General features: G+C 61.3%; 19 protein-coding genes and 2 pseudogenes. 8 read left to right on the forward strand and 13 right to left on the reverse strand.

The genetic code is table 11. The annotated features are described in order from the left end of the window. Positions 1-472 (forward strand): methyl-accepting chemotaxis protein (locus CCA01S_RS14375; protein ID WP_269747423.1); only part of this gene is annotated, 472 nt, incomplete at its 5' end. On the opposite strand, the gene cphA is transcribed toward CCA01S_RS14375, so the two are convergent. After that, positions 369-2,951, reverse strand: a complete 2,583-nt coding sequence (gene cphA, locus CCA01S_RS14380) for a cyanophycin synthetase (RefSeq protein ID WP_066459717.1) — start codon at positions 2,949-2,951, stop codon at positions 369-371. The two genes, CCA01S_RS14375 and cphA, sit on opposite strands and share 104 nt — an antisense overlap. Before the next feature lie 113 nt (positions 2,952-3,064). Next, positions 3,065-5,200, reverse strand: a pseudogene (locus tag CCA01S_RS14385) (cyanophycin synthetase); the annotation flags it as partial. A gap of 259 nt (positions 5,201-5,459) precedes the next feature. On the opposite strand from CCA01S_RS14385, the gene CCA01S_RS14390 reads away from it, so the two are divergent. Together CCA01S_RS14390 and CCA01S_RS14395 are read left to right on the forward strand one after the other, a co-directional pair. After that, a complete protein-coding gene (locus tag CCA01S_RS14390; RefSeq protein WP_066459721.1) occupies positions 5,460-7,676 on the forward strand; it encodes a cyanophycin metabolism-associated ABC transporter in 2,217 nt (738 codons plus the stop codon). 6 nt (positions 7,677-7,682) lie between these two features. Beyond that, positions 7,683-8,198: a cyanophycin metabolism-associated DUF1854 family protein gene (locus CCA01S_RS14395; protein WP_066459723.1), complete on the forward strand. Its 516-nt coding sequence runs from the start codon at positions 7,683-7,685 to the stop codon at positions 8,196-8,198. Here CCA01S_RS14395 and CCA01S_RS14400 read toward each other — a convergent pair. Beyond that, positions 8,193-9,287: a TGL-type protein-glutamine gamma-glutamyltransferase gene (locus CCA01S_RS14400; protein ID WP_157076550.1), complete on the reverse strand. Its 1,095-nt coding sequence runs from the start codon at positions 9,285-9,287 to the stop codon at positions 8,193-8,195. The genes CCA01S_RS14395 and CCA01S_RS14400 overlap by 6 nt on opposite strands. A 199-nt stretch (positions 9,288-9,486) precedes the next feature. Here CCA01S_RS14400 and CCA01S_RS14405 point away from each other — a divergent pair, with 199 nt between their 5' ends. From CCA01S_RS14405 to CCA01S_RS14415, 3 genes are all read left to right on the forward strand, one after another. Then, on the forward strand, positions 9,487-10,494 hold the full coding sequence (locus CCA01S_RS14405) for an Lnb N-terminal periplasmic domain-containing protein (protein WP_066459730.1): 1,008 nt from the start codon (positions 9,487-9,489) through the stop codon (positions 10,492-10,494). A 294-nt stretch (positions 10,495-10,788) separates the two neighbouring features. Then, positions 10,789-11,043, forward strand: a complete 255-nt coding sequence (locus CCA01S_RS14410) for a type II toxin-antitoxin system Y4mF family antitoxin (protein ID WP_066459732.1) — start codon at positions 10,789-10,791, stop codon at positions 11,041-11,043. Between the two features lie 2 nt (positions 11,044-11,045). Next, positions 11,046-12,293, forward strand: a complete 1,248-nt coding sequence (locus tag CCA01S_RS14415) for a type II toxin-antitoxin system HipA family toxin (RefSeq protein WP_066459734.1) — start codon at positions 11,046-11,048, stop codon at positions 12,291-12,293. A 208-nt stretch (positions 12,294-12,501) separates the two neighbouring features. On the opposite strand, the gene CCA01S_RS14420 is transcribed toward CCA01S_RS14415, so the two are convergent. Next, complete coding sequence (locus CCA01S_RS14420; protein ID WP_066459736.1) at positions 12,502-13,869, reverse strand: ImmA/IrrE family metallo-endopeptidase; 1,368 nt, start codon at positions 13,867-13,869, stop codon at positions 12,502-12,504. Positions 13,870-14,269: 400 nt separating this feature from the next. After that, a complete protein-coding gene (locus CCA01S_RS14425; RefSeq protein WP_066459738.1) occupies positions 14,270-14,515 on the reverse strand; it encodes a DUF4351 domain-containing protein in 246 nt (81 codons plus the stop codon). A gap of 777 nt (positions 14,516-15,292) precedes the next feature. On the opposite strand from CCA01S_RS14425, the gene CCA01S_RS15420 reads away from it, so the two are divergent. Beyond that, positions 15,293-15,682, forward strand: a complete 390-nt coding sequence (locus CCA01S_RS15420) for a DUF4760 domain-containing protein (protein WP_305764282.1) — start codon at positions 15,293-15,295, stop codon at positions 15,680-15,682. Positions 15,683-15,715: 33 nt separating this feature from the next. Here CCA01S_RS15420 and CCA01S_RS14430 read toward each other — a convergent pair whose 3' ends face one another. Together CCA01S_RS14430 and CCA01S_RS14435 are read right to left on the reverse strand one after the other, a co-directional pair. Next, positions 15,716-16,177: a type II toxin-antitoxin system VapC family toxin gene (locus tag CCA01S_RS14430; protein WP_198150034.1), complete on the reverse strand. Its 462-nt coding sequence runs from the start codon at positions 16,175-16,177 to the stop codon at positions 15,716-15,718. Next, positions 16,174-16,428, reverse strand: a complete 255-nt coding sequence (locus CCA01S_RS14435) for a type II toxin-antitoxin system Phd/YefM family antitoxin (RefSeq protein ID WP_066459740.1) — start codon at positions 16,426-16,428, stop codon at positions 16,174-16,176. The genes CCA01S_RS14430 and CCA01S_RS14435 overlap by 4 nt, the downstream gene beginning before the upstream one ends. A 102-nt stretch (positions 16,429-16,530) precedes the next feature. On the opposite strand from CCA01S_RS14435, the gene CCA01S_RS15425 reads away from it, so the two are divergent. Beyond that, entirely contained in the window at positions 16,531-16,809 is a 279-nt protein-coding gene (locus CCA01S_RS15425; RefSeq protein ID WP_084386807.1) for a transposase, read from the forward strand. On the opposite strand, the pseudogene CCA01S_RS16165 reads toward CCA01S_RS15425, so the two are convergent. From CCA01S_RS16165 to CCA01S_RS15440, 6 genes and pseudogenes are all read right to left on the reverse strand, one after another. Next, positions 16,794-17,168 (reverse strand): annotated as a pseudogene (locus CCA01S_RS16165) (IS1634 family transposase); the annotation flags it as partial. The gene CCA01S_RS15425 and the pseudogene CCA01S_RS16165 overlap by 16 nt on opposite strands. Positions 17,169-17,204: 36 nt before the next feature. After that, on the reverse strand, positions 17,205-18,308 hold the full coding sequence (locus CCA01S_RS15740) for an SAVED domain-containing protein (RefSeq protein ID WP_157076551.1): 1,104 nt from the start codon (positions 18,306-18,308) through the stop codon (positions 17,205-17,207). A gap of 207 nt (positions 18,309-18,515) precedes the next feature. Further along, positions 18,516-19,076 carry a 3'-5' exonuclease gene (locus CCA01S_RS14445; protein ID WP_066459744.1) on the reverse strand — a complete coding sequence of 187 codons (561 nt, stop codon included), beginning with the start codon at positions 19,074-19,076 and terminating at the stop codon, positions 18,516-18,518. Between the two features lie 106 nt (positions 19,077-19,182). Next, on the reverse strand, positions 19,183-19,674 hold the full coding sequence (locus CCA01S_RS15430) for a Mov34/MPN/PAD-1 family protein (RefSeq protein ID WP_198150036.1): 492 nt from the start codon (positions 19,672-19,674) through the stop codon (positions 19,183-19,185). Then, positions 19,671-21,272 (reverse strand): ThiF family adenylyltransferase, encoded by a 1,602-nt coding sequence (locus CCA01S_RS15895; RefSeq protein ID WP_198150038.1) that lies wholly within the window; start codon positions 21,270-21,272, stop codon positions 19,671-19,673. Before CCA01S_RS15895 ends, CCA01S_RS15430 begins: the two co-directional genes overlap by 4 nt. A gap of 94 nt (positions 21,273-21,366) precedes the next feature. After that, positions 21,367-22,689 carry a nucleotidyltransferase domain-containing protein gene (locus CCA01S_RS15440; RefSeq protein WP_084386809.1) on the reverse strand — a complete coding sequence of 441 codons (1,323 nt, stop codon included), beginning with the start codon at positions 22,687-22,689 and terminating at the stop codon, positions 21,367-21,369. Positions 22,690-22,742 lie beyond the last annotated feature (53 nt).

The raw sequence follows: 22,742 nt of genomic DNA on the forward strand, positions 1-22,742 counted from the left end.
AGTCGCCGCCGAGGTGCGCGCGCTGGCCCAGCGCAGCGCCGGGGCCGCGAAAGAAATCAAGGCCCTCATCGACACCTCGGTGGCCGCGGCCATCAAAGGCAACGAGCAGGCCGCCCACGCCGGGGCCACCATGCAGGCCATCGTGGACAGCATTCACCGGGTGACGGACATCATGGGGGAAATCAGCGCCGCCAACCGCGAACAGACCACTGGCATCGAACAGATCAACACCGCCATCACACAGATGGACGACGCCACGCGCCAGAACGCCAGCCTGGTCGAGGAATCCGCCGCGGCGGCTACCAGCCTGCGCGCACAGGCCGATACCCTGGCGCAGCTGGTGGCCACCTTCAAACTGAGCGACGCGGCTAAACCGGCAGCGGAGCCCGCACCCGCTGTGCAATATGTGCGAGCGACGCCTCTACCTGGTCTACCAGCACCAGACACAGGTCGCCTGGCGCCAGCGAACTGAGCGCCGTATCGATCGCCAGGCATTCGCCGTGGATTTCCTCGACGCGGCTGGCGCGCCGGGCTGAGGCCAGGCCCGCGCGCAGCAGGGCCAGCACCTCGCCGTCGGCGCGGCCCCGCTGGCACTGATCCTGGTACAGCACCACCGAGTCGAACGCGTCGCCCAGAATCTCGGTCTGCTGGCGGATGTCCTGATCGCGCCGGTCGCCCGCGCCGCTGATCACCACCGTGCGCCGTCGGGCGGGCAGCGCTTCGACAGCGGCCACCAGGGCCACCATCGCGTCCGGGTTGTGGCCATAGTCGGCGATCACCGTGGCCCCCCGGTAGTCGAACACATTGAAGCGCCCCGGCACCGTACCGACATCGCTGACGAAGGTCGCCAGCCCGCGCTGAATCTGCACCCAGTCGATGCCCAGCCCCCAGGCCGCCGCAGCCGCCGCCATGGCGTTCTCCACCTGGAACGGCAGGGTGCCGCCGCGCGTCAGCGGCACGACGCTCAACTGGATGCGGGTTTCGGTGCCGCCCTCGGAAAACACCAGATCGCCCTGATCGACGAACACCACCCGTCCGCCCTGGGCGCGGTGCGTCTCGATGACGGGGTGGCGCGCGTCCTGGGCAAAGTACGTCACGCGCCCCGGGCAGTGCGCGGCCATCGCCGCCACGTGCGCGTCCTGGGCGTTGAGCACCGCCATGCCCGTGGCGGGCGCCAGGTTTTCCACGATCACCCGCTTGACCGCCGCCAGCTCTTCGACCGTGCGGATGTAGTTCATGCCCAGGTGGTCGCCCAGCCCCAGGTTGGTGACCACGGCCACGTCGCAGCGATCAAAGCCCAGCCCCTCGCGCAAGATGCCGCCGCGCGCCGTCTCGAAGACCGCCACGTCCACGTCCGGATGCAGCAGCACGTTGCGCGCGCTGCGCGGGCCGCTGCAGTCGCCCGTATCGATGCAGCGCGCGCCCACGTACACGCCGTCGGAATTGCTCATGCCCACGCACACGCCGGGGCGCGCGCACAGGTGCGCCAGCAGGCGCACAGTGGTGGTCTTGCCGTTGGTGCCGGTCACCGCCGCCACCGGAATGCGGCCCGTGTCGCCGGGCGCATACAGCGTCTCGACGATGGCCTCGCCCACGTCGCGCCCTGTGCCAAACGAAGGCGTGAGGTGCATGCGCAGGCCCGGCGCCGCATTGACCTCGACGATGCAGCCCGTCTCGGGGGTGAGCGGCTGGTAGACGTCGCGCGCCACGAGGTCGATGCCGCAGATGTCCAGCCCCACCATGCGCGCCGCCATCACGGCGCTGGCCGCGAGCTCGGGGTGTACCTGCTCGGTCACGTCCGTGGCCGAACCGCCGGTGCTGAGGTTGGCATTGTTGCGCAGCACCACACACACGCCCTGTGCGGGCACCGAATCAGCCTGGTAGCCCTGGCTGGCCAGCGTGTTGAGCGCCGTCTCGTCCAGGCGGATACGCGTGAGCGACGTGCCGTGCCCTTCGCCGCGCAGGGGATCCTGATTGATGACGTCCACCAGCTGGGCGATGCTGTGTGTGCCGTCGCCCACCACCTGGGGCGGATCGCGGCGCGCGGCGGCCACCAGACGGTCGCCCACCACCAGCAGGCGGAAGTCGTGGCCGGGAAAATAGCGTTCGACGATGACGCTGGAGCCATGCTCGCGCGCCACGGCATAGGCGGCCAGCACCTGCTCGCGGCCCTGCACGTTGACGGCCACCCCCTTGCCCTGATTGCCATCGAGCGGCTTGACCACCACCGGCCCGCCGATATCCTGCGCGGCGCGCCAGGCGTCATCGGCATCCTCCACCACGCGCCCCCTGGGCACGGACACGCCCGCCGAGGCCAGCAGCGATTTGGTCAGGGCCTTGTCCTGCGCAATGGCTTCGCCGATGGCGCTGCTGGCGTCCGTTTCAGCGGCCTGGATGCGCCGCTGGCGGCGGCCCCAGCCAAACTGCACCAGGCTGCCTTCGGTCAGGCGCCGGTACGGGATGCCGCGACGCACGGCGGCCTGCACGATGGAACCCGTGCTGGGCCCCAGGCGCACGTCGTCGTACAAATCCTTCAGCTGGAAGACGGCCTGGGCCAGGTCGAAGGGGGCGTCCCGCAAGGCGGCCTCGCACAGATCGCCCGCCAGGTCGAAGGCCAGGCGCCCGACGTTTTCCTCCACGTACTCGATGACCACCTGGTAGACCCCCGCATCGGGCGTGGGCACCGTGCGGCAGAAGGTGACCGGACAGCCCGCCACCGCCTGCAGGCTGAGCGCCGCCGTCGCCAGCACGTGCGCGAGCGACGGCTCGAACACGGCGCCCACCGGGCGCTGGATGTCGATATCGGGAAAACGCGCCCGCAAGCGCGTCTCGAACGCGTCCAGATCATCGATCACGCGCTCGGCCTCGGAGCAGCTCACGATGGCCTCGATCGCTGTCTGACGGCACCAGATGTTTGGCCCGCGCAAGGCGCGCACTCGGGAGACTTCCATGATGCGTAGGTTCCTAGAGGAAAGATCGGCCCGGCCGCCCTCGGCCAGGCCGCGAAAGCAGTATCGGGGCGGCCTCAGACGGCGGCGGGGCTGATGCTGGCCCGGGTGGCGGCCCAGGTACGCAGGCCCACGCGCACGGGGTCGATCGCCAGCCCCAGGGCCCAGACCACGCCCAGCGCGGCCAGCACCGAGGCCAGATCGTCGCGCAAGGCGGCCAGGCTGGCGTCGTCCAGGTCGGCCACGACGATCTCCACCCCTTTTTCCGCCAGCACCAGATCGCCCTCGTGCTCGAAGACGGCCCGGCCACCGGCGGCCAGGTGCGCCTGCAGCGCCTGGCCCTGCGACTGCAGGCCATAGAAGATGACGCTGCCGTCGCACAGCGGCGCGAGCCCGGCCGTCAGCGGATCGTCCGCGTTGAGCACGGCGGCCCCGCTGGGCAAGACCACGTCCACCTGCGTGCGGAAGATGCGCACCAGGTGCTCGGGTTCGGTCATGTGGAATTCAGGCCAGGTGAGCGCCGGGTCGATGCCCGTGACCACGCCCACCTGGCAGCGGTCGTAGGCCAGGCCTTCGCCCAGAATGGCGCGCCCGCCGTTTTCCAGCACGGCGTATTCCACCACGCTGTTGAGCAGCACACGGCGCGCGGCCTCCCAGTGCGCCGCGTCGGCGGCCGTCACCTGGCGTCCGCCAAAGGACAGGCCGTCGGCCGAGGCCAGCCCCACGGTCTTGCCCGTGAGCTGCAGCAGGTGCGCCACCAGGCGCGCCACCGGGGCCGTGCCCCGGCTGCCGCTGACCCCCACCACCGGGATGCGGCCATCCTCCGGCGCGGGAAACAGGTTGTCGATGATGGCGCGGCCCACGGGGCGCGGCTGACCCATGGCGGGCTTGATGTGCATGAGCAGGCCCGGACCAGCGTTGACCTCGACGACCGCGCCCTTCTGCTCGGCCAGCGGACGCGAGATGTCGCGCGCCACGAGGTCGATGCCGGCAATGTCCAGGCCCACCACGCGCGCCGCCAGCGACACCAGCTCGGCCACGTCCGGGTGAACCAGGTCGGTGACGTCGTTGGACACATTGCCGCTGCGCTGGATCATCACGGCGCGGCCGCGCTCGGGGACGGCATCGCCGCTGAGGTTCTGGCGTTCGAGCTCCATGCGCGCGGCGGAATCGAGGCGCACGACGTTGAGCGGGTGATCTTCGTCGCGCCCCCGGCGCGGATCGGAATTCAGCTGCGATTCGATGAGCTGCGCCACGGTGGAGACGCCATCGCCCACCACCATGGCGGCATCGCCGCGCGAGGCCGCCACCAGACGCCCGCCCACCACCAGCAGGCGGTGCTCGTCGCCCTCGATGAAGCGCTCGACCATGACGCCGCTGCCCTCGTCCACCGCCACGGCATAGGCGGCGGCGATCTGCTCGCGCGTGTTCAGGCAGGTGAAGACGCCGCGCCCGTGGTTGCCATCCGACGGTTTGACCACCACCGGCAGACCGATGTCCTGAGCGACTTCCCAGGCTTCGTCCACGTCGTGGACGAGCTGGCCCTCGGGCACTGGCACGCCGCAGGCCTGCAGCAGCTGGCGGGTGAGGTCTTTGTCGCGCGAGATGCCCTCGGCAATCGCGCTGGTGCGGCTGGTCTCCGCCGTCCAGATGCGCCGCTGGCGGGCGCCATAGCCCAGCTGCAGCAGGTTGGCATCGCTCAGGCGGATGGCGGGAATGTCGCGATCGTCGGCGGCATCGACGATGCAGGCCGTGCTGGGGCCCAGGCTGAGCGATTCAGCCAGGTCTTTCAGGCGTTCGACCGCACCCGCCACGTCGAAGGGCCGGTCTTCGATGGCGGCCATCACCAGGTCGCGCGCCACGTACAGGGACTCGCGCGTGAGCGGCTCGTGCCAGGCGCGCACGATCACTTTGTAGACCCCGCGAATCGAGGTTTCGCGCGCCCGGCCCAGGCCACCGGGCATGCCCGCCAGGCTTTGCAGTTCGAGGGTGACGTGTTCGAGGATGTGCGCCGGCCAGGTGCCTTCGCGCACACGCTGCAGAAAACCACCGCGCTCGCCGATGCTGCAGCGGTGCTCGACCAGCGTGGGCAGCCAGGCGCTCAGACGTTCGTAAAGCCCGGGGATGACGTTGGACGGACATTCTTCGAGATCGTGAATATCGACCAGCGCCTCGATGATGGGGCGATACGCCCAGATGTTCGGCCCTCGCAAGTACACCATATTGAGAAACTCAATACTTTTATTGTCCATACAAGCGCCTTGCGAAAAGGGAGAGGCATCAAGCCCGAAACCCGGGCCAAACGCTGTTGTTACACAGCAAAATATCGGCTCACATATTAATCTTGAGCCTGTTGCGCAGCACAGAAAAAACGTTGAAAATTGTGACGTTTGCGCAACAGCACGGGGCGCCAAAACAAACGTCGAGATTCACCGACAAAATCGCTTTCAAAGTCCTTAAAAATACCCTCCGGTATCCCGTTTCTCGTCTTTTCTCGAATCCATCTATTTCATGCAGGGCTCTCTTTCCGATATTCCGGCGGCCAGCGCGTGCCCGCCCGGCCTGCCTGCGGTCTGGCAGGCCACGTTAAGTGCCCAGCTCGCCGCCGACGAACGCATCCTCGGCTGGCTGCCCCTGAACCTCGACAGCCAGCTGCGCTATGCCGACAGCCTGGTGGTGCTCACCAGCCGCCGCTGGCTGTTGTGCAGCAACAACGAACAAACCAGCCGCTCATGGCCCCTGCGGCCCGACATGAGCCTGAAACTGCAGGACGCCGCGGGGGTGGGCAGCCTGGAACTCATCGACAGCCATGCCCGCCTGGCCCGCTGGCGCTACACGCTGGATCTGCACCCACAGGCCCGGCAACTGTTGGCTCAGTACAACGCTTTGCATCAAACCGGCGATGCCGCCAGCCCCGTGCCCGAGGCCGGTGCCCCAGACACCGAGCCCGACACGCCACCCGCCAGCTCGCTGCTGCGCCTGTGGCGCTTTGCCCGGCCTTACCGCAGGCAGCTCATCCTCGGACTGGTGCTCACGCTCACGGCCACGGCAGCGTCGCTCGTGCCGCCCTACCTCACCATGCCGCTCATGGACGACGTGCTCATTCCGTTTCAAAACGGCGAGCCGGTGCACTGGAACCTGGTGCTGATGTACCTGAGCGGGCTGCTGGCTTCGTCGCTGCTGGCCTGGGGCCTGGGCTGGGGGCGCAGCGCCATCCTCGCCTGGGTCAGCGAACGCATCGGCGCCGACCTGCGCACCACCACGTATCAGCACCTGCAGCAGCTTTCGCTGCAGTATTTCGGCGGCAAGCGCACGGGCGACTTGATGGCGCGCCTGGGGTCGGAATCCGACCGCATCTGCCTGTTTCTCTCGCTGCACCTGCTGGATTTTGTCACCGACGTGCTCATGATCGTGATGACGGCGGTGATCCTGCTGTCCATCAACCCGCTGCTGGCGCTGGCCACGCTGGCACCGCTGCCCATCATCCTGTGGATGATCCACTGGGTACGCGACCGCCTGCGCCACGGCTTCGAGAAGGCCGACCGCGTGTGGTCGGAGATCACCAACGTGCTGTCGGACACCATCCCCGGCATCCGCGTGGTGAAGGCCTTTGCGCAAGAGCAGCGCGAAGTCACGCGCTTTCGCGAGGCCAACAACCGCAACCTGGTGATCAACGACAAAGTGAACGCGCTGTGGTCGCTGTTCGGCCCCACGGTGACGCTGCTCACCGAGCTGGGCCTGCTGATCGTCTGGTTCTTCGGCATCTGGCTGGTGTCGCACGACACCATCACGGTGGGCGTGCTGACGGCGTTTCTGGCCTACATCAGCCGCTTTTACGTGCGCCTGGATTCCATGAGCCGGATCGTATCCACCACCCAGCGCGCCGCCGCCGGGGCCAAGCGCATCTTCGACATCCTGGATCACGTCTCGAGCGTGCCCGAACCCGCGCAGCCCAAGCCCATGGATCACATCCAGGGCCGCATCGAACTCGCCCACATCGGTTTTCGCTATGGCAACCGCAGCGTCATTCAGGATCTGAACCTGGACATCGCCCCCGGCGAAATGGTGGGCCTGGTGGGCCACAGCGGCTCGGGCAAGAGCACGCTGGTGAACCTCATCTGCCGCTTCTACGACGTCTCGCAAGGCGTCATCCGGCTGGACGGCATCGACATCCGCCAATACGGCATCAGCGACTACCGGCGCCACATTGGCCTGGTGCTGCAAGAGCCGTTCCTGTTCTACGGTTCCGTCGCTGAAAACATCGCCTACGGCAAGCCCGAAGCCACGCGCGCCGAGATCGTGGCGGCCGCGCGCGCGGCGCACGCGCACGAGTTCATCCTGCGCCTGCCGCACGGCTACGATTCGCTGGTGGGCGAGCGCGGCCAGGCGCTGTCGGGCGGCGAACGCCAGCGCATCTCGATTGCGCGCGCCATCCTCATCGACCCGCCCATCCTCATCCTGGACGAAGCCACCTCATCGGTGGACACCGCCACCGAGAACGAAATCCAGAAGGCACTGGACAACTTGGTCAAGGGCCGCACGACGATCTCCATCGCCCACCGCCTGAGCACGCTGCGCGAGGCCGACCGCCTGGTGGTGATGGACAGCGGCCGCATCGTGGAAATCGGCCGCCACGACGAGCTGCTGGCACGCGCAGGCGCCTACGCCCGGCTGTACCAGGCGCAGCTGCAAAGCGCGGGGGTGGGCTCGCATGCAACTTTCGAGTGATAGACGATGATTCCAGAACACATTCCCAGTCCGGCTGCGGGCGCCCAGAACGCGCCCGCAACGGCGGACTTTACGCTGAGCCGCGACACCTTCGGGCGCCTGCTGCTGGCGCGCGCGGGGTGCGCCGACGTCATCGTCACCCCAGTGCGCGCGTTTCCGATCAGCGGCCCCGACGAAGGGATCTCATTGGTGGACGGCCAGGCACAGGAACAAGCCTGGATCGAACAGCTGGATACCCTGCCCGTCAACCTGCGGCACCTGATCCGCGAAGAACTGGCGCAACGCGAATTCAAGCCGGAAATCCAGCGCATCATGCGCGCCAGCAGCTGGGCCACCCCCAGCCGCTGGGACGTGGACACCGACCGCGGCCCCGCCGTGCTGACGCTCAACAGCGAAGACGACATCCGACGGCTGTCGCCGACATCCCTGCTGATCGCCGACGCCTGCGGGGTGAGCTTTTTGGTGCGCAACATCAACGCGCTGGATCGCGCCAGCCGGAAGATCCTGGATCGTTTCTTATAACGCCACACCCAGCGACCAGGTGGCGGGGCGCACGCAGCGCACGGCCTCGCGCGAGGCATCGATGCAGCCGCCCTCGGCGTAGACGCCGGCGGGGTCGCGCAGGCGCATCATGCGGGCCAGCACGCGCTGCGTGGCCTGCGGGTCGGCCAGCGTGCGTGCGGCCTGGGCCTCGACGATGGCTTCGTCGATCCGGCCCTGCCGCAGGCCGTCGCGCCAGTGATACAGCTCAATACATTTGGATTGCAGGGTATAGGGCTGGTCGGGCTTCCAGAAATTGGTGAAATGCCCCTGCCCCAGGTAAAACACCCACGACCCCTCGTAGCCCTCGACCCCCGCCGAAGCCTCGTCCGGGTTGCGAAACCACAGGCGGTCGCCCGGCACGTAATAGCGCATGGGCAAGGGGGCCTGCAGCGAGCCGTACTCGTGCAAAAAGGTATCGTGAAACGCCCCGGATTGAATGGCCTTTTCTTGCCACTGCGCCTGCAGCGCCGCCAGCGCCCGCGGGTGGCTGATCCGCAGCTCTTTGGCCAGCGCCAGCAAGAGCACGTATTCCGTCGCCCGATAACAGGAAAACGAATACGTGCGCCCCGACAAGTCAGGCCACAGGGTGTGTTCCAGCGCCGGGATCAGCTCGAAGCCCGGCAGCAGAATGAAACCGGTGGCCTCAGTCCACGACCAGCAATCGGGCCGCTCGGCCTGCTCGGTGTCGAAGGCCAGCACCGTGCGCCGCCCGGTCTGCACGATGAAGCGGCGCAGGCGCACCGCCGACTGCCATTCGTCCAGGCTGGGAAACTCGAAGGCAAGCGGCGACAAGAGCAGCGCCGCCAGAATCTCGGCATCCAGGTCGCGGTCGCTGTCGTCGGGCAGCAGGCGCAAGCGCTGCGCCAGATCGGAGGTATCGAAAGGATCGTCCAACGGCGCGGCGCGCAGCCAGAAACGCTGCCAGGCCCCGTGGGCATCGGTGCCCGATTCATGCGCGGTCAGGCCGCCCAGGCCCAGGCCGTCCAACCAGGCCCGGCAACGGTCATGAAGTTCGTCGGACCAGACGCCACGCAGGCGGACGCCGGCCATCGGGGTGATCGACTGCATGATCCCACCAGGCAGAAATTGCGGTGAGAAATTCTACAGTGTTTGCCCCGCGCAAAGCACCCGCTTCGACAGGATGCCGTCAGCCAGCGACGGCGGCATCCCGGCCCCACTGCGGCCGCCGCTTGATCGCTGCGCCGTGGATCCATAAGATGGGCACTCGCCCCTGCGCACCCATGCCCCGGCCCCGGAACCCGCCTTCATGTCCTTCATCACGCACAGCCTGCTGTCCCTTGCCCTGCTGCTGGCCCTGGCCTGGGGCCTGGCGGCGCTCTGGATACAGGCCCCGGGCGGACACGGGCTGCGCCTGGTCTGGATGGGCCTATGGGCGGCCAACGCCCTCGCCTGCCTGGCCGCCGTCTGGCTGCAGCCGCGCTACGCCACGCCCGCCCGCTGGGTGTTTGCCGTGGCCGCCGTGGCCGCCGTGGCCCTGGCCGCCTGGTGGATCAGCCTCACGCCCTCGAACCAGCGCAACTGGGCCGACGACGTCGCCCGCAGCCTGCGCGGCGAGGTGCACGGCGCTGTCGTCACCTTGCACAACGTGCGCAATTTCGACTGGCGCAGCGACACCGACTACACCGCGCGCTGGCAAGAAGCGTCCTACGACCTGGAAACCCTGCAATCCGTGGACATGGCGCTGTCGTACTGGATGGGGCCCGCCATCGCCCACACCCTGGTCTCCTTCGGCTTTGCCGATGGCCGCCACCTGGTGTTCTCCGTCGAAATCCGCAAAGAACGCCACGAATCGTTCTCTGCCGTCGGCGGCTTTTTCAAGCAGTTCGAGCGCAGCATCATCGCCGCCGAAGAGCGCGACATCCTCTACGTGCGCGCCGGCCCGCGCGGCGAGCAGGTGTTTCTATACCCCATCCAGATGCCCCTGGCCGCCATGCGCCGGCTGTTCCTGGCCTACGTGGACAACGCCAACCGCCTGGCCGACAGCCCCAAGTTCTACAACACGCTGACGGCCAACTGCACCACGCTGGTCTACGACATGGTGCGCCCCATCGTGCCCGGCCTGCCCATGGACATCCGCCTGATCGTCTCGGGCTACCTGCCCGAATACCTGTACCGGCACCACGGTCTGGACACTCGCCAGCCACTACACACCCTGCGCGCGCAGGCCGACATCACCCAGCGCGCCGCGCAGGCGGGGCCCGTGGCGGATTTTTCGGCGCGGATTCGGGCAACGGCGCAGCAGACGACGCGCTGATATTTCAATATAGAATCTATTCATTATCTATTCAGCATTGCCCTCTACCCAGCACCAGAGCGCCCCGCACAGAAACCGCCATGCTTAAAACAGACCCCGATCTTCTACCCCATTACGCCTTGGCGGAATCTATTCAGGGAGGGGAGGATGTCAATGAGGATTCTTGGCGGGAACCCCGAAATACTATTTCGTTTGCCAAAAACCTTCAAAAAATTACCGGCCGGTAATAAACCCCTTGTCACCCATACTGCCATTGCATAGAATTACTGATCGGTAATCCAGGCATCAACCCCCATGGAACCCACCAACCCCGCTTCCCCCCCTGCCGCCTCAACCATCCGGTCGGCCAGCGACCTGGGCGCTTTGGTTCGTGCCACCCGACAAGCCCAAGCCCTGCGGCAACGCGACTTGGCGGGGCTGTCGGGCACCGGCAACCGCTTCATCGTCGACCTGGAACGCGGCAAGCCCACCCTGCAACTACAAAAAGTGCTGGACATGATCGACCTGCTGGGCCTGGAAGTCGTCATCCGCCGCAAACAGGGGGGTTAAGCATGCGCAGCCTGAACGTCTACCAGGCTGGGCACCAGATCGGCACGCTTTACGACGAGCAGCCCCTGCGGTTTGTCTACGATACCCACTGGCTGGCCACCCCGGCAGCACAAGCCATCGCCCCCGCATTTCCGCTGCAGGCCGAACCCTTTGCCGGGGGGCACGTACACGCATTTTTTGAAAACTTGCTGCCCGAAGGCCCCGTTCGCAGGCTGCTGCAAGCCAGCCACCACGCCAGCACCACTTTTGGCCTCTTGCGCAGCGTCGCCGGCGACACCGCAGGCAGCCTGATACTGCTGCCCCCCGGAGAACTTCCCAAGCCTCCCGCATACCACATCACAAGCTGGCAACACATTGCCGAACAACTACGTCAAGGCAAGGCCCCTACCCTCGGAGCCCAAATACAAGACGACATGCGGGTATCGCTGGCAGGCGCACAGGCCAAAATTTTGCTGACGGTTCTGGACGACGGGCGCCCCGCCATCCCCGTCGGGACAGCTCCATCGTCCCACATCCTGAAACCCGATATCCAGGGAATCCCCGGTGTCTGGGCATCCGCCCTGAACGAAACGCTGGCCATGCAGCTGGCAGACAATCTTGGCCTGGGCACCGCGACCGCAGTCTATCAGGCGGATACACGTGCCTGCCTGATTCGCCGTTACGACCGGCAGACAGATGCGCATGGCGGGCTGACGCGCCTGCATCAACTCGACCTTTGCCAACTGGCGGGCGTCCCATCCGGCCTCAAATACGAATCCGATGGCGGGCCTTCTTTGGCGCAGTGCCGCTACCTGTTACAGGAAATCGGTGTCCCGGCCAAAGATCTGAAACGCCTGCTGCAATGGGTCATCTTCAACTTGCTGATCGGCAACCATGACAGCCATGCCAAGAATTTGTCCGTCCTGGCCACCCCCAGCGGCTGGCAACTGGCGCCGTTTTACGACCTGATGTGTACAACGGTCTACCCGGGGCTGTCCCGCCAGTTTGCCTTTCGCATCGGCGGCACCAACCAGCCCGGGCAGATCGGTTCATCGCAAATACAAGCCATGGCAAGCGTACTGGGAATGTCACCACACTACGCGCTTGGCCTGGCCCGCGACATTGCACACGCACTGCCACCCGCTCTGGACAAAACCATCAAGGCACTACAAACCATCGTTTACCCAGGGACAGAGCACACATTACTTGAACGGCTGGCCCAGCGAATCAAACAAGAAACACGCAAGCATGGACAGCGCTGGGGGCTGTAACAAAGCAGGCCGAGGCGGCCACATCACGCGCGCCAAACTGTCGAAGTCGGCGAGTGCCTTGAAGCCTGCTTGCATGACCGAATTTCCTAACGAGAGTCAAAAAATGGTACTCAGCCAACCTTAGTTCTCAGGGTGTTGCACTTGCAAGTTGAGTTTGCCGCGTGGGGAGGTTGTGAGGGGGGGCTTGGAACAATCCCCGATGGAGCCGTCACGAAACACTCAGCTCAGACCATAGATCCGGCGCCTGATTCTGTAATTGATACTGGACGATAGGCGCCGAAACACCAAAATCGCTTGCCACCTGAGCAATCGCGGTGCGGCCCGCTCCGCATGGCGACAACCTTTCCCGTATCCCCGCGATCGGCGCCAAAAACTCTGCGGCGAAAGCGCGATTGCATTTCTGACGATTCGTCGATGCCTTCGTGGACAGGAACACATCCCCCTGCTCTGCAAGCAGGAAATCCGCAAACAGTGCAGCCACCTGAAACTGCAGGTTGCCACCGGCATTCCGGTCAATCACCATGCCGAGACCTTGCGAGCTGCGGCATGCCATTGAGCTCACCCCGGATTTGGCCTCGAGGCCGGATATATCACCCAAGGCAGAGGCTTTCCTGCCCAGCAGCGATCCCGTCACAGCATCCAGCGTTTGCAGTGACTCATCGGGAGACAAGGCCAGCATTTCGCGCAAACACCTGGCCGCCTCGTAACCCTTATCCCACGGCTTGATCCCCGAGGACTCATGCCGCGGCAGCGTCAAGCTGGCCTTCAGATCCAAGGCATGGCTCGCCAAACCCTTTGACCGCCGGATAACCGACCGAACTTCCTGATCAATCCACGAAGCTCTCTCAAGCACATCTCGCTGTTCCGTCGTGGCGAACAGCTCCATCGCAATGTCCCGCCCCAGGATCTCGACAGTTCCGCCAATCACCTGCTCCAGGTCGGAATCAGGCCAGTAGGGATCGGCACCCAACAGCCCTGCGCAACGACAATAGAGCGCTTCCTCCGCATCCGTCCGCGATGTCTGGATGCGATTCACGGCATCGTCCAGCCACGAACGATCCTCGTTATGCGGAAGCCGTTCAACCACTGCGGCAAGCAGATGCAGCAAAGCGGCTTCAACTCTGGCTCTTTCGATGCCATCCCAGCCATAATCCAGGCGCCCGGGGGGCATCGGAAACTGAATGTTGGCGGCATCGATATGCGTCGGCTTGGCCAGGACCTTGACGATAGCGTCGGCCCCAAAAAAACCGACGGCCGGATACGCAAAGCCATCTGTGTGGGTATTGATCCAGTGCCGTTGCCTGAAGGCCACGGGGCCGTTCACAAGACCGACCTTTTCCGACGGCTCATGCAGCAGCGCCCACCAATTGGCAGCAACGAACTCAGCCAACGGGTAGAGGCTGACCCGCACAGAATCCCGAATGACATCCTCTCCTTCTTCGCTTTGCAAGGGCAGGTTGCGGGTCAGTACGCGGTCACCCAGGATCAGCAGCAGACGCGCCATCGTGGCCCGATGCGAATCCAGCCGAATCGACGACATATCATCCAACCACTCAAAGGAGAGATCAAACTTCATCGCATTCCCGCGTCACACGAGGTCTTGTGGGCAATTCGCCCGGCTCGATCGGCCAGCCTTTATAGGAAGCCGGTATACCTGCATCCTGATCGGCCCGACCAGTGAGACGCGCCTCAAAGCAGCGGCGAGCACTGCTATACCAAACCCGCTTCGGCATGCCTCCGTCCAAATCTTCACTGATGTTACCCGCCCTGATGGCGGCCTTCAGCATATTTGTTGCCTCATCAAGCGGCACTCCCTGCAGACTGGAGATGAGCCTGGCGGGAACGCGTCGCGCATTCGGATTGGAGGCCGGCTTTTTCACAGAATTTCCCGAAGCAGATGCACTACATTTTATGCAGAAGGATACCGGCTGTCTGCTCCAGGGCATGACAAAGTTGACGCAGCCCTGGCCAAGTAGTTACTGGCCCATGGCGTCCTGGAAAACACCGGCTAGCGTCACCGCGTCCAGAATATTCAGCGACCAAATTTCCAGCTGCTCTGTTTTGGCGGTACGAACACGCTGCTCAATTTCTTCAGAGATCGGGCCGAAGCAGCGCTGAATCTGACGCAACAGCAAATCAGCCTGACCTTCGACACGGCCTTCTATCTGCCCTTCCTGCCGCCAATGTTGCGCCCAGCTGCCGGGCTTTTCAGCAATCATCATATCGAGTTCCTGTAGGGAATTGGCGGGCGGCAGCTGCCTTGACTTCTTCCGTACCGCGTAGGGCTGTCGTCGCCTCGGGCCACGTACTGCAGCCAGGCGGTGAGGCTGCGGTTCAGTTCTTCATGGCCGGGGCCACACACCACGTCCATCAAAGCGTGCAATAAATCGCGCCATTGCTCAACATCCTGGCTTCTGGCATTGACACCCCAAGCTTCTGGCCAGCGCAGTTGGCCAAGCGATCGCCATGCGCTCACTTCCTCAGATAGCTTTTCCTGCCGCTGTCCGAATAGCAGTATCGCCCGCCCCGGGGGCCTGTGCAGTATGTGCCGGTGCGGCATGAGCAGGATGACTCCCCCGCCGATGGCGCAGCAGACCGCCTGGCGGTGGGTCGGGGTGTGGCACCAGCATGTAGTACAATTGACAGGTTTCACTTGTGGCACAAGTAAAAGCTATGGACTTGATGGAACTAAGTCCTTATAGTTAAGACTAAGTAGTAAGCAAGCGTAGTGAATTCGGCAAGCAAGCCGAACAAGCCATAGATCTGGCGACGCAAGTTGGTTAGCTTCAAACGGGAGAAAAGTTATGAAGGTTATGAAACTGCATCGTGAAGGCTGGAATGGCTAGATGGAGAACCAGCAGATCCCAGACACGATCGGCTGGCTAGGTGAAACATGGGGCTTCTGGATACAAACAGGGGCCCTTGTTCTATCTGCTCTCGCGGCAGTGGCTGTCATCTATTCCAATGGTCGCCAAGCGCGCAAGTGAGCCACTATCGATCTGATGCTCCACCAAAAGAACAACCAACAACTTTTAGAAGACACCAGAAAAGTATGGGATCTTGCTGAGCAGAATGGAACATTTGCCGCACTAGCCAAGGATACAAAATCAAAGGAATGCATTCACATTCTAAGAGTCCTGAACGGTTACGAGTTTGTCGCTCTTGGCATCAGAAAACGCGCTTTCGACGAAAATATTTATAAGATGAGCCAATTTTCTAATGTCATGAAAGTATGGCGGGCATCTGATGGTTTTATACGTGACGTCCGGGCTTCAGAGAACAAGCCGACGCTATTTCAAGAGTTGGAATGGCTGACATCCCGGTGGGAGAAAGACCCGATTCACAGGATCAAGCATCGCCGGTCTTGGCAATTTTGGAAGCCTGACTGATTTCCAGGCTCCCCTACAGTGCCGATCGCTCCCTCAATTTCTGTTTTCAGAGAACCGGACATCTATTGTGACCGAGGGGGCCCACGGATTGACGATGGTCACTCCCGTCGGTTTGAAATCGGCCACGTTGCGCGTGACCACCGTCATGCCGTGTACGAGCGCCGTAGCCGCGATGAGCGCGTCACGCTCGCCTCGCTTGTCTGGTACATGCAACCGAGCGCAACGCTGCGCTACAGCGGTATCGATAGGCAACGTACGACCGGAGAACTCGGGTAAAACGTGCTGATCCAGCCACGCGCGCAGCATGGCTCCTTGAGTCGCGTCCTTGCGTTCAATCGACAGAACGCCAAGCTCTACCTCCATGATGGTGATGGCCGACACGAAGAGGTCAGCGGCATCGACGCTTTCGGCCCATGCCGTCACATTCGCATCGGCCTTGCCAAGCCGTACCTTGCGCAGCTCGGACAGCACGTTGGTATCAAGCACATACATCATGAGAGATCAGCCGACCGGACTCCAATGGTCACGCGCGGTGGTTCAAACTCGATGTCCGCAACACCCGGCATCGCCAGCGCGTCGGCAATATTGCGCCGCTGTTTCGTCAGCCGCTGATAGTCATCGAAGCTCAACAGCACGTGAGCAGGTTTACCGCGATCCGTGATGAACACCGGGCCGCTCTTGGTGGCCTTCTTCGCTCGTGTCACGTCCTGGTTCAACTCTCGACTAGATAGGGTCGTGATGGTCATAGAGCACCTCCAGCATCAGCAGATGTAGGTACGTTACTACAAACCTGATTGAGAGGCAAGTGCTGATCAAGGCGGCGGGGGCGGCAATCAGAGCGGACAACCATGAGACAAGATGAGCCGGGCGGCCGTACCCGCCAGCGCAGCTACAACCGGGCCTGCAAGACGCGAGTCCTGCGCGAGTGCGCGCAGCCTGGCGCCACGGTGAGCAGCGCCGCTCATGCACACGGCATGAACACAAACAACATTTACCGCTGGCGGCGTCAGGTGGCGCGCGGCGAACTCAAGCTGGTGGGCGCAGCCGCCCGAGTTCAACAGTTGGCTTCGCAAGCTGCTGATTTATATAAGGCAGCATTACAAATGTGCCTCTACAGGTTCACATAGGGGGTCGCCGCAGTGGGCTTTGCGACCCCGAGGGCCTTGAGGATCTCCGCCTCTTCGGCGCCGATAGTCGTAAGCCCGGTGATGGGTGCCTGGCCTGCGAGCACCACGCGATGTGTTTGAATCCGCCGCAGGATCGAGAGCGCCCGATCAGGCGACCGAACCTCGGGCACGGGCTGGGCCCGCTGCCTCGCCCGCATCACGCGCCCAAGCACCAGGGCGATGAAGCAAATATAGGCGTGTGCTCGGATGCGCTCGGGCAACCGGTGGTACACGGGGCCGACCTCGATGTCTGCAAGCGACTTGTAGCGTGCGACCACCTCGGGTGCGGTGAGTTCGGGCGTGTTGGTAATCAGAAGAAGCAGCTTGGGAACGACGCAGATTTACTTCTAGCCTTCTCAGCGAATGACTGATGGCACAGACACACTAGCCGACGGCAGCAAGATGCCCCAGGGATAGGGAGGTACAAGGTGACGTTCATATTGGTACACGATCAGCTCAGCATAAAGTCTACGATCGTATGTCATACCGACACGTAGCGACAAAGAAGACGGTGCAGCAAGAATCATGTGAATGCGTTTTACGCCAGCAGCTGTGAGTCGCTGAATCGCGTCGCGGATAGTGACAACATAGGCAGACTGCTTCTCCAAGGACCAAAATCGGTCGGCAGTAAGAGGACGAGGTGAGCTGAGCACCAGTCGCGGGAGTGATGGGAACTTGGCATCCAAGTCCTCAACGCGGATCTCATAGGAAGCAGAGACTGCTAATACGACTTCGGAGATGCCTGGGCCAAAGGTAGACGCATTAAGGCCCCCAAGTCTTACTCCGTCATCAACCTGATTGGTCTCGCGCCAATCACCAATTGACCTATCCCAGTCAAAAGTCGTGAGATGAGACTCATCGTCGAGGATCGCACCGACCAAAACCAGCGTCGGCACAGGCGCCAATCCACCCACTACGATCGATATATCTGAACGGTTGCCCCCCCTGGACAGCGCCGCGATCGCGGGCTTGAGAGCCGATATCTTCTCAAGCGCAACCTCAGGATTGACGAGCTCCTGCTCACTCGCAGGCCTGAAATCAATCAGCACTGTCTGTCGAACGCCAGGGGCGGAGATTTTGGCGCTCTCCAGTGGCGAATCGGGACTGCTGTGAAGACCTCGGATCTCTACAACGACAACCCGGCATCTTTGTGACGCTCTTGCGTCTCGCCAAGCATCCCAAACAGCAAATACCACCCCGGCTACAAGGAGAAGCAGGCCAAGGACAAGCAAGTTCCAATACACCCAAGAAGGGAAGGCGTCGGTGGTATGGACGGATACATCGAGCGAGCGAACTCCATCTTTATAAAAGAGCTTGCCAGCCCAGTTAACACCCATTACCACCACGATCAACGAGATACCAGCGGCTATCAGGATGCGTACTATGCCTCGTTTACGGAAGGCCCATTCGATGAACTTGGAGCAAAAGAGCCATACCAAGTTTTTTCTGGTTGTTGACATACTTAGTCTCAGGCAACATTGGCAATAAAATCGAACACTGAAGACAGTAAAGTACTTCACTTACAGGATGAAGCTATTCGATTGAGTGAGGGCCCCGATACGCGGCAGTCTCAGCACGAACGATTCAAATACAGGTGGCATAGCCACTCTGATCCTGCTTAGCAACTGAGTTTCGTTGCGTGTGAGCGACCGCGACCATCTCTTGGCCTAAAGGCCCATGCTCTGGAACCTTAGCTCGCGCACTAAGCGAAACAGCTCAGCTTGGTACACAGCGTCTTGCAAAGCATTGTGGTTGCCTGCCTGTATGGCACGCAGTCGGCTGGCCATCGCGCTGGAACGTGTGTCTCTCCAGGAGGAGCCCGTCACTCCCATGTAGTAAGCCTTGATATCCAGTGCTGTGAAGCCAAAGGGATTCGTACCACAAAACCGATGAAAGTAATAGTTGACGAAGGACCAGTCGAAGGGAGCATTGAGGCCGACGAACACTGGCATTGCATCACCAATGCAGGCTGCTTTGACCCATAGTTCGAGTTCGGTCATCACTTTCTGAGGCTTCATCCCACTCTGCTCTAGTTCTTCAAGATTGAACCCCGTTACAGCCAAAGCCTCTGGGTCGGCATTCCGATTCAAAGGCTTCAAAATCCGCTCGAATGTTGTTTCTGGTGCCTCAATCAAACACGCCCCGATAGACAGCATGCTGTATTCACCAGGGATTGGGCCGGATGCTTCAATGTCCACCGAGATAAAAATCTCTTTTCTGACTGCCATTCGGCTTACCTCCTTTCCTGCGAAGTGGCGCGGCACTGGGCCGCGCCCTCTGCAAATTAGACTTATACGATTGCAACGAAAACTAGGCCTAAGGAAGCTCGACAAGTTAGTCGCAACGCTCGTCCCAACGCAGCCAATTTCCGCACTTTTCCGCAGACCAGACCGTCATTGCGGGCACTGCACCACAGTTACCGATGATGACCTGCAAATACCGCTCGCGGTCACTTTTGAAGGCTCGCAAATAGTCTTCTGTCGTGCTTTTGTCCGTGCCTGACGGAGATGGCTGACGTTCGGGATGTGTGTGCCACAAGCCAACTGCGTGTCGGCCTTGCTCATACTTGGCATAACGCACTTGCGTGGCAGCTTCGACATCTGGATTGAAGGAGCACCTACTGCGACGGTCTCGCAGGTGCGGCCCAGCAACATCATCGACCACGAGACTTGAGTAAAACGGTGTCGGTGAGTAAATCTCCCCCCCAGCTTCAGTTTGAAACATCTTTCGCTGTGCGTGGGAATACATATGCGAGAGCACATTTTCCGTGAAAAGAACATAGCGGGCCATGTCAGGGGAGAAGAAAGTACGGCATTTCAAGTTCATATAAACGGCCGCTCTTTCGTGAGTCCAACGTGTTGCGCAGCATCAGCCGCCCACTCCCGGTACTTCAAGTTCGGCCATTGTTTGTCCAAAAATTTTTGTCCCCGTACCCAACTTAGGACTATGGAGCTCCCCACCTCCCCGTCAATCAAGCAAAGCGCATTCTCAGAAACCAAGGCAACCGCATATGCAGCGTTCGCAGCGGTGTAGGCCTGGAAACGGCTACTGCAGCCTGGAACCTGGCGAATCACTTCGGCAGGCCAGTCGACTGCCTCAAGTTGCTTAAGCCTATTTTCGTCACCAGGCAGAGATAGCCAGAGCGTGTCTGCTGTCAGCAGGCAAGCGTGTGCCGCAGCAACGAATGGCTCCATCCAACCGATGAGTAGCTTACAAGGGTGCTTTCGTCGAGCTTCATTAAGCCTCCATCGCACATCGGGCTCACCGGTTAAATCTAATACCACGTCGACGTCCTTGAGAGTATTGAACCGCAGCCAGCGTTCTGCTTTATGGCCGTAGGCTTCGACGATGCAAGACGGATAGCTTTGATTTAGCTTACGGGCGACAGCAGCAGATTTTCCATAGTCCACGTGATTAGCACCAAGCAGGTGACGCCCTAAATTTGCAGTCTCCATGATGTCTGAATCAATAAGCGTTATCCGGCCAATACCAGCTTTCGCCAGCTGCTCAACAACAGGACTACCAAGAGCACCCGCACCAAACACAACCACACGCTTTTGCTGCCGAGCGGAGACCTGAGGAACTTGATCTCGACCGACTGTCCACTGAGGATCGATACGTTCGACCATCAATGGTTGAAGGTTCGAGTGCGGGAGCGTTGCACGGTATCGATTGCGTTCTTTTACAACGACGGGAGGACCGCCCGGCAGTACGAATCCAAACCCTCCTTCGTAGTTCCGAAATAGAGCAACACGATGCTCACGCTTTCGCCTTTTACGGAGAGACTGTCCGAAGAAGAGTTGATAGTCAGGCGGCTTTAGCCGCGCACGCATTACGCTCAACACAGCGTCAACACCTTTTGGCCAGGTCTCGGGCACAAAAGAGTGCGAAATTGGAATATCGGCAACGAGTACGCGCACGCGCTGCCTTGCCCTCAGACCGAGAGATGCAATTACACGCTGGACAAACTGCTTGTCGCCATTGTCAGCAATGATGATGCGTCCGGGCAGTAATAGAAGACCCTCACGAACTTGCGCTGTTCTAGGAACGTTGTCTACGGTCCATACCTTGCGAGCGGTGTCGCCGGTCGTTCTAAGTTGAGCAACGTGGACGCCCCAATAGTTCTGAGGCTCTTTAGCAAAGTCACCATCGAGTTCCCCCCTGCACCAGGGATTGAAGAATTGATCGTAGAAGTTGCTGACTAGCGTCTGCACCCTCTGTACGCCATCCAGTCCCCGTCCTGGCCCTGGGTCTCCATCTATGCAAAGCAGCCCGCCCAGCTCAACATGCGGCACCTGCAGCACCGCCCCTTTTGAGACGCGGATGCATGCGACTGCCTGCTCTGGAAAACCTTTGGGCACGATGAGCTCTGCGAACGAAATCGCACAGCCGACCGGAACCTCTCCGAGGTCGAGGCGATACACGGTAGCGCCATCATTCGCGCGAGTGCTCAGTCCTACTAGAACCCCAGCAAGCGCTTCGGAGAGCGCAGTCGATTCAGAACTCATGCAAGCTGCATTACGCGAGGCCCGATGTAACCGGAGCCGCTTTAGGAGTCGGAGGAACCACGCCAAGACCTGGATTGCCGTTACCGCCCTTTGGCCTATCCGCATTCGTACAGCCGAACACATCGAAAGTTGTCGCTGTTATTTTTGCAGGGTCGGTTTGAGCCACGATTTTTTGAAGGTCGTCTCGCAAGATTGTGCACCACCTACGAAAGGCCTCTGCGCGCTGCCCCTCATCGGTGTTCCAACGCTCGGCAAAATTTTCGTCGACCACGGTTGGATTTTCCAAGTAATAGTGACCGTCTGGATATTGAGGAATCATTTCTGGCAATAGGTTTGCAATGGCAATGAGAGCGTCCACGGCATGTGAAAATGGCGGTATAGCACCCTGTTGAAGCAAGTCTGCAAGCCCTTCGTAACACGTGGTCAGGAGCGTCACCAGGATGATTGAGATAGGCTGATATTCCAATTCGAGATATCCGCGATGCACACACATATCGCGATGGCGCTTAAACAGGCGAATAGCTACTCGCAGCGTTTCTTCAACTTCTACACTCTGCGCACTGACCGGTTCGATGTGTGCTTGAATGCTCTCACAAGCCTTAACCAGCTCTTGCACTATGATGTTCCGCTCGGAAGCCCGATTAACCCAGTCTCGGATACCAGCAGGATTTGACGTCTTCCAATTCCTGGAAGGCGTATCGACTACTGCCAATGCAGTATCCAAAAACTGATGCTCATTACGTTCAAGACTATTTTTCTGGCTAGAAGTTAGTGGAACCGTGGACAGCGGAACCGAAGGGGTAAACTCAACATAATACGGTTTTCCTGGAAAATTGATGGTCCAGCAGCGACGTTTGCACTCTGCACCCTTCCCCTCTAACGCAGCGCCAATAGCTTCGAAAAATGCCATTGGATCCTTAGCTTCTGCAGCCGAAATATCGACCTCGCATACGGCATCAATATCAAAATTTCGATTTCCCACAGTACGAATCAATGTTCTGGTACTGGCAGAGCCTTGTGGAAATATATTGACGTCTTGCTGACGCAGCTTCAACTTTTCGACAAGAAGCGTCGCAATTCCAGTATATGCGACCCGCGCCTCTTCAATCACCTCATCCTTCACGGTGATGTGGTCGTTCACCAAGCTAAGTGCATGCGCGTATGGTTCGCGGCTTTCCTTGACATTAGCGCGTAGGTTCGCGCTATCGAAAGCCCCACTTCTAGCAGCAGCGAGCCCTTCCTGACTTGGATTCAGTATCTTCGTCAGAGCCGCGATGCCTCCACTGCGTTGAATCGCGTTCTCCACAAAAACAGCATTTTTTGTCCTCACCATCAAAATCTTCCTTTAGCGAATAGAAATAGGGGGGGGAGGGGGGGGGGGGGGGG

The organism is Castellaniella caeni NBRC 101664 (assembly GCF_001592225.1).
GTDB lineage: Bacteria > Pseudomonadota > Gammaproteobacteria > Burkholderiales > Burkholderiaceae_B > Castellaniella > Castellaniella caeni.

Excerpts from the sequence above, each read along its gene's own strand:
- cphA (WP_066459717.1), bottom strand. The coding sequence starts at position 2,951 with ATGGAAGTCTCCCGAGTGCGCGCCTTGCGCGGGCCAAACATCTGGTGC.
- CCA01S_RS14390 (WP_066459721.1), top strand. The coding sequence starts at position 5,460 with ATGCAGGGCTCTCTTTCCGATATTCCGGCGGCCAGCGCGTGCCCGCCC.
- CCA01S_RS14395 (WP_066459723.1), top strand. The coding sequence starts at position 7,683 with ATGATTCCAGAACACATTCCCAGTCCGGCTGCGGGCGCCCAGAACGCG.
- CCA01S_RS14400 (WP_157076550.1), bottom strand. The coding sequence starts at position 9,287 with ATGCAGTCGATCACCCCGATGGCCGGCGTCCGCCTGCGTGGCGTCTGG.
- CCA01S_RS14405 (WP_066459730.1), top strand. The coding sequence starts at position 9,487 with ATGTCCTTCATCACGCACAGCCTGCTGTCCCTTGCCCTGCTGCTGGCC.
- CCA01S_RS14410 (WP_066459732.1), top strand. The coding sequence starts at position 10,789 with ATGGAACCCACCAACCCCGCTTCCCCCCCTGCCGCCTCAACCATCCGG.
- CCA01S_RS14415 (WP_066459734.1), top strand. The coding sequence starts at position 11,046 with ATGCGCAGCCTGAACGTCTACCAGGCTGGGCACCAGATCGGCACGCTT.
- CCA01S_RS14420 (WP_066459736.1), bottom strand. The coding sequence starts at position 13,869 with ATGAAGTTTGATCTCTCCTTTGAGTGGTTGGATGATATGTCGTCGATT.
- CCA01S_RS14425 (WP_066459738.1), bottom strand. The coding sequence starts at position 14,515 with ATGATGATTGCTGAAAAGCCCGGCAGCTGGGCGCAACATTGGCGGCAG.
- CCA01S_RS14430 (WP_198150034.1), bottom strand. The coding sequence starts at position 16,177 with ATGATGTATGTGCTTGATACCAACGTGCTGTCCGAGCTGCGCAAGGTA.
- CCA01S_RS14435 (WP_066459740.1), bottom strand. The coding sequence starts at position 16,428 with ATGACCATCACGACCCTATCTAGTCGAGAGTTGAACCAGGACGTGACA.
- CCA01S_RS15425 (WP_084386807.1), top strand. The coding sequence starts at position 16,531 with ATGAGACAAGATGAGCCGGGCGGCCGTACCCGCCAGCGCAGCTACAAC.
- CCA01S_RS15740 (WP_157076551.1), bottom strand. The coding sequence starts at position 18,308 with ATGTCAACAACCAGAAAAAACTTGGTATGGCTCTTTTGCTCCAAGTTC.
- CCA01S_RS14445 (WP_066459744.1), bottom strand. The coding sequence starts at position 19,076 with ATGGCAGTCAGAAAAGAGATTTTTATCTCGGTGGACATTGAAGCATCC.
- CCA01S_RS15430 (WP_198150036.1), bottom strand. The coding sequence starts at position 19,674 with ATGAACTTGAAATGCCGTACTTTCTTCTCCCCTGACATGGCCCGCTAT.
- CCA01S_RS15440 (WP_084386809.1), bottom strand. The coding sequence starts at position 22,689 with ATGGTGAGGACAAAAAATGCTGTTTTTGTGGAGAACGCGATTCAACGC.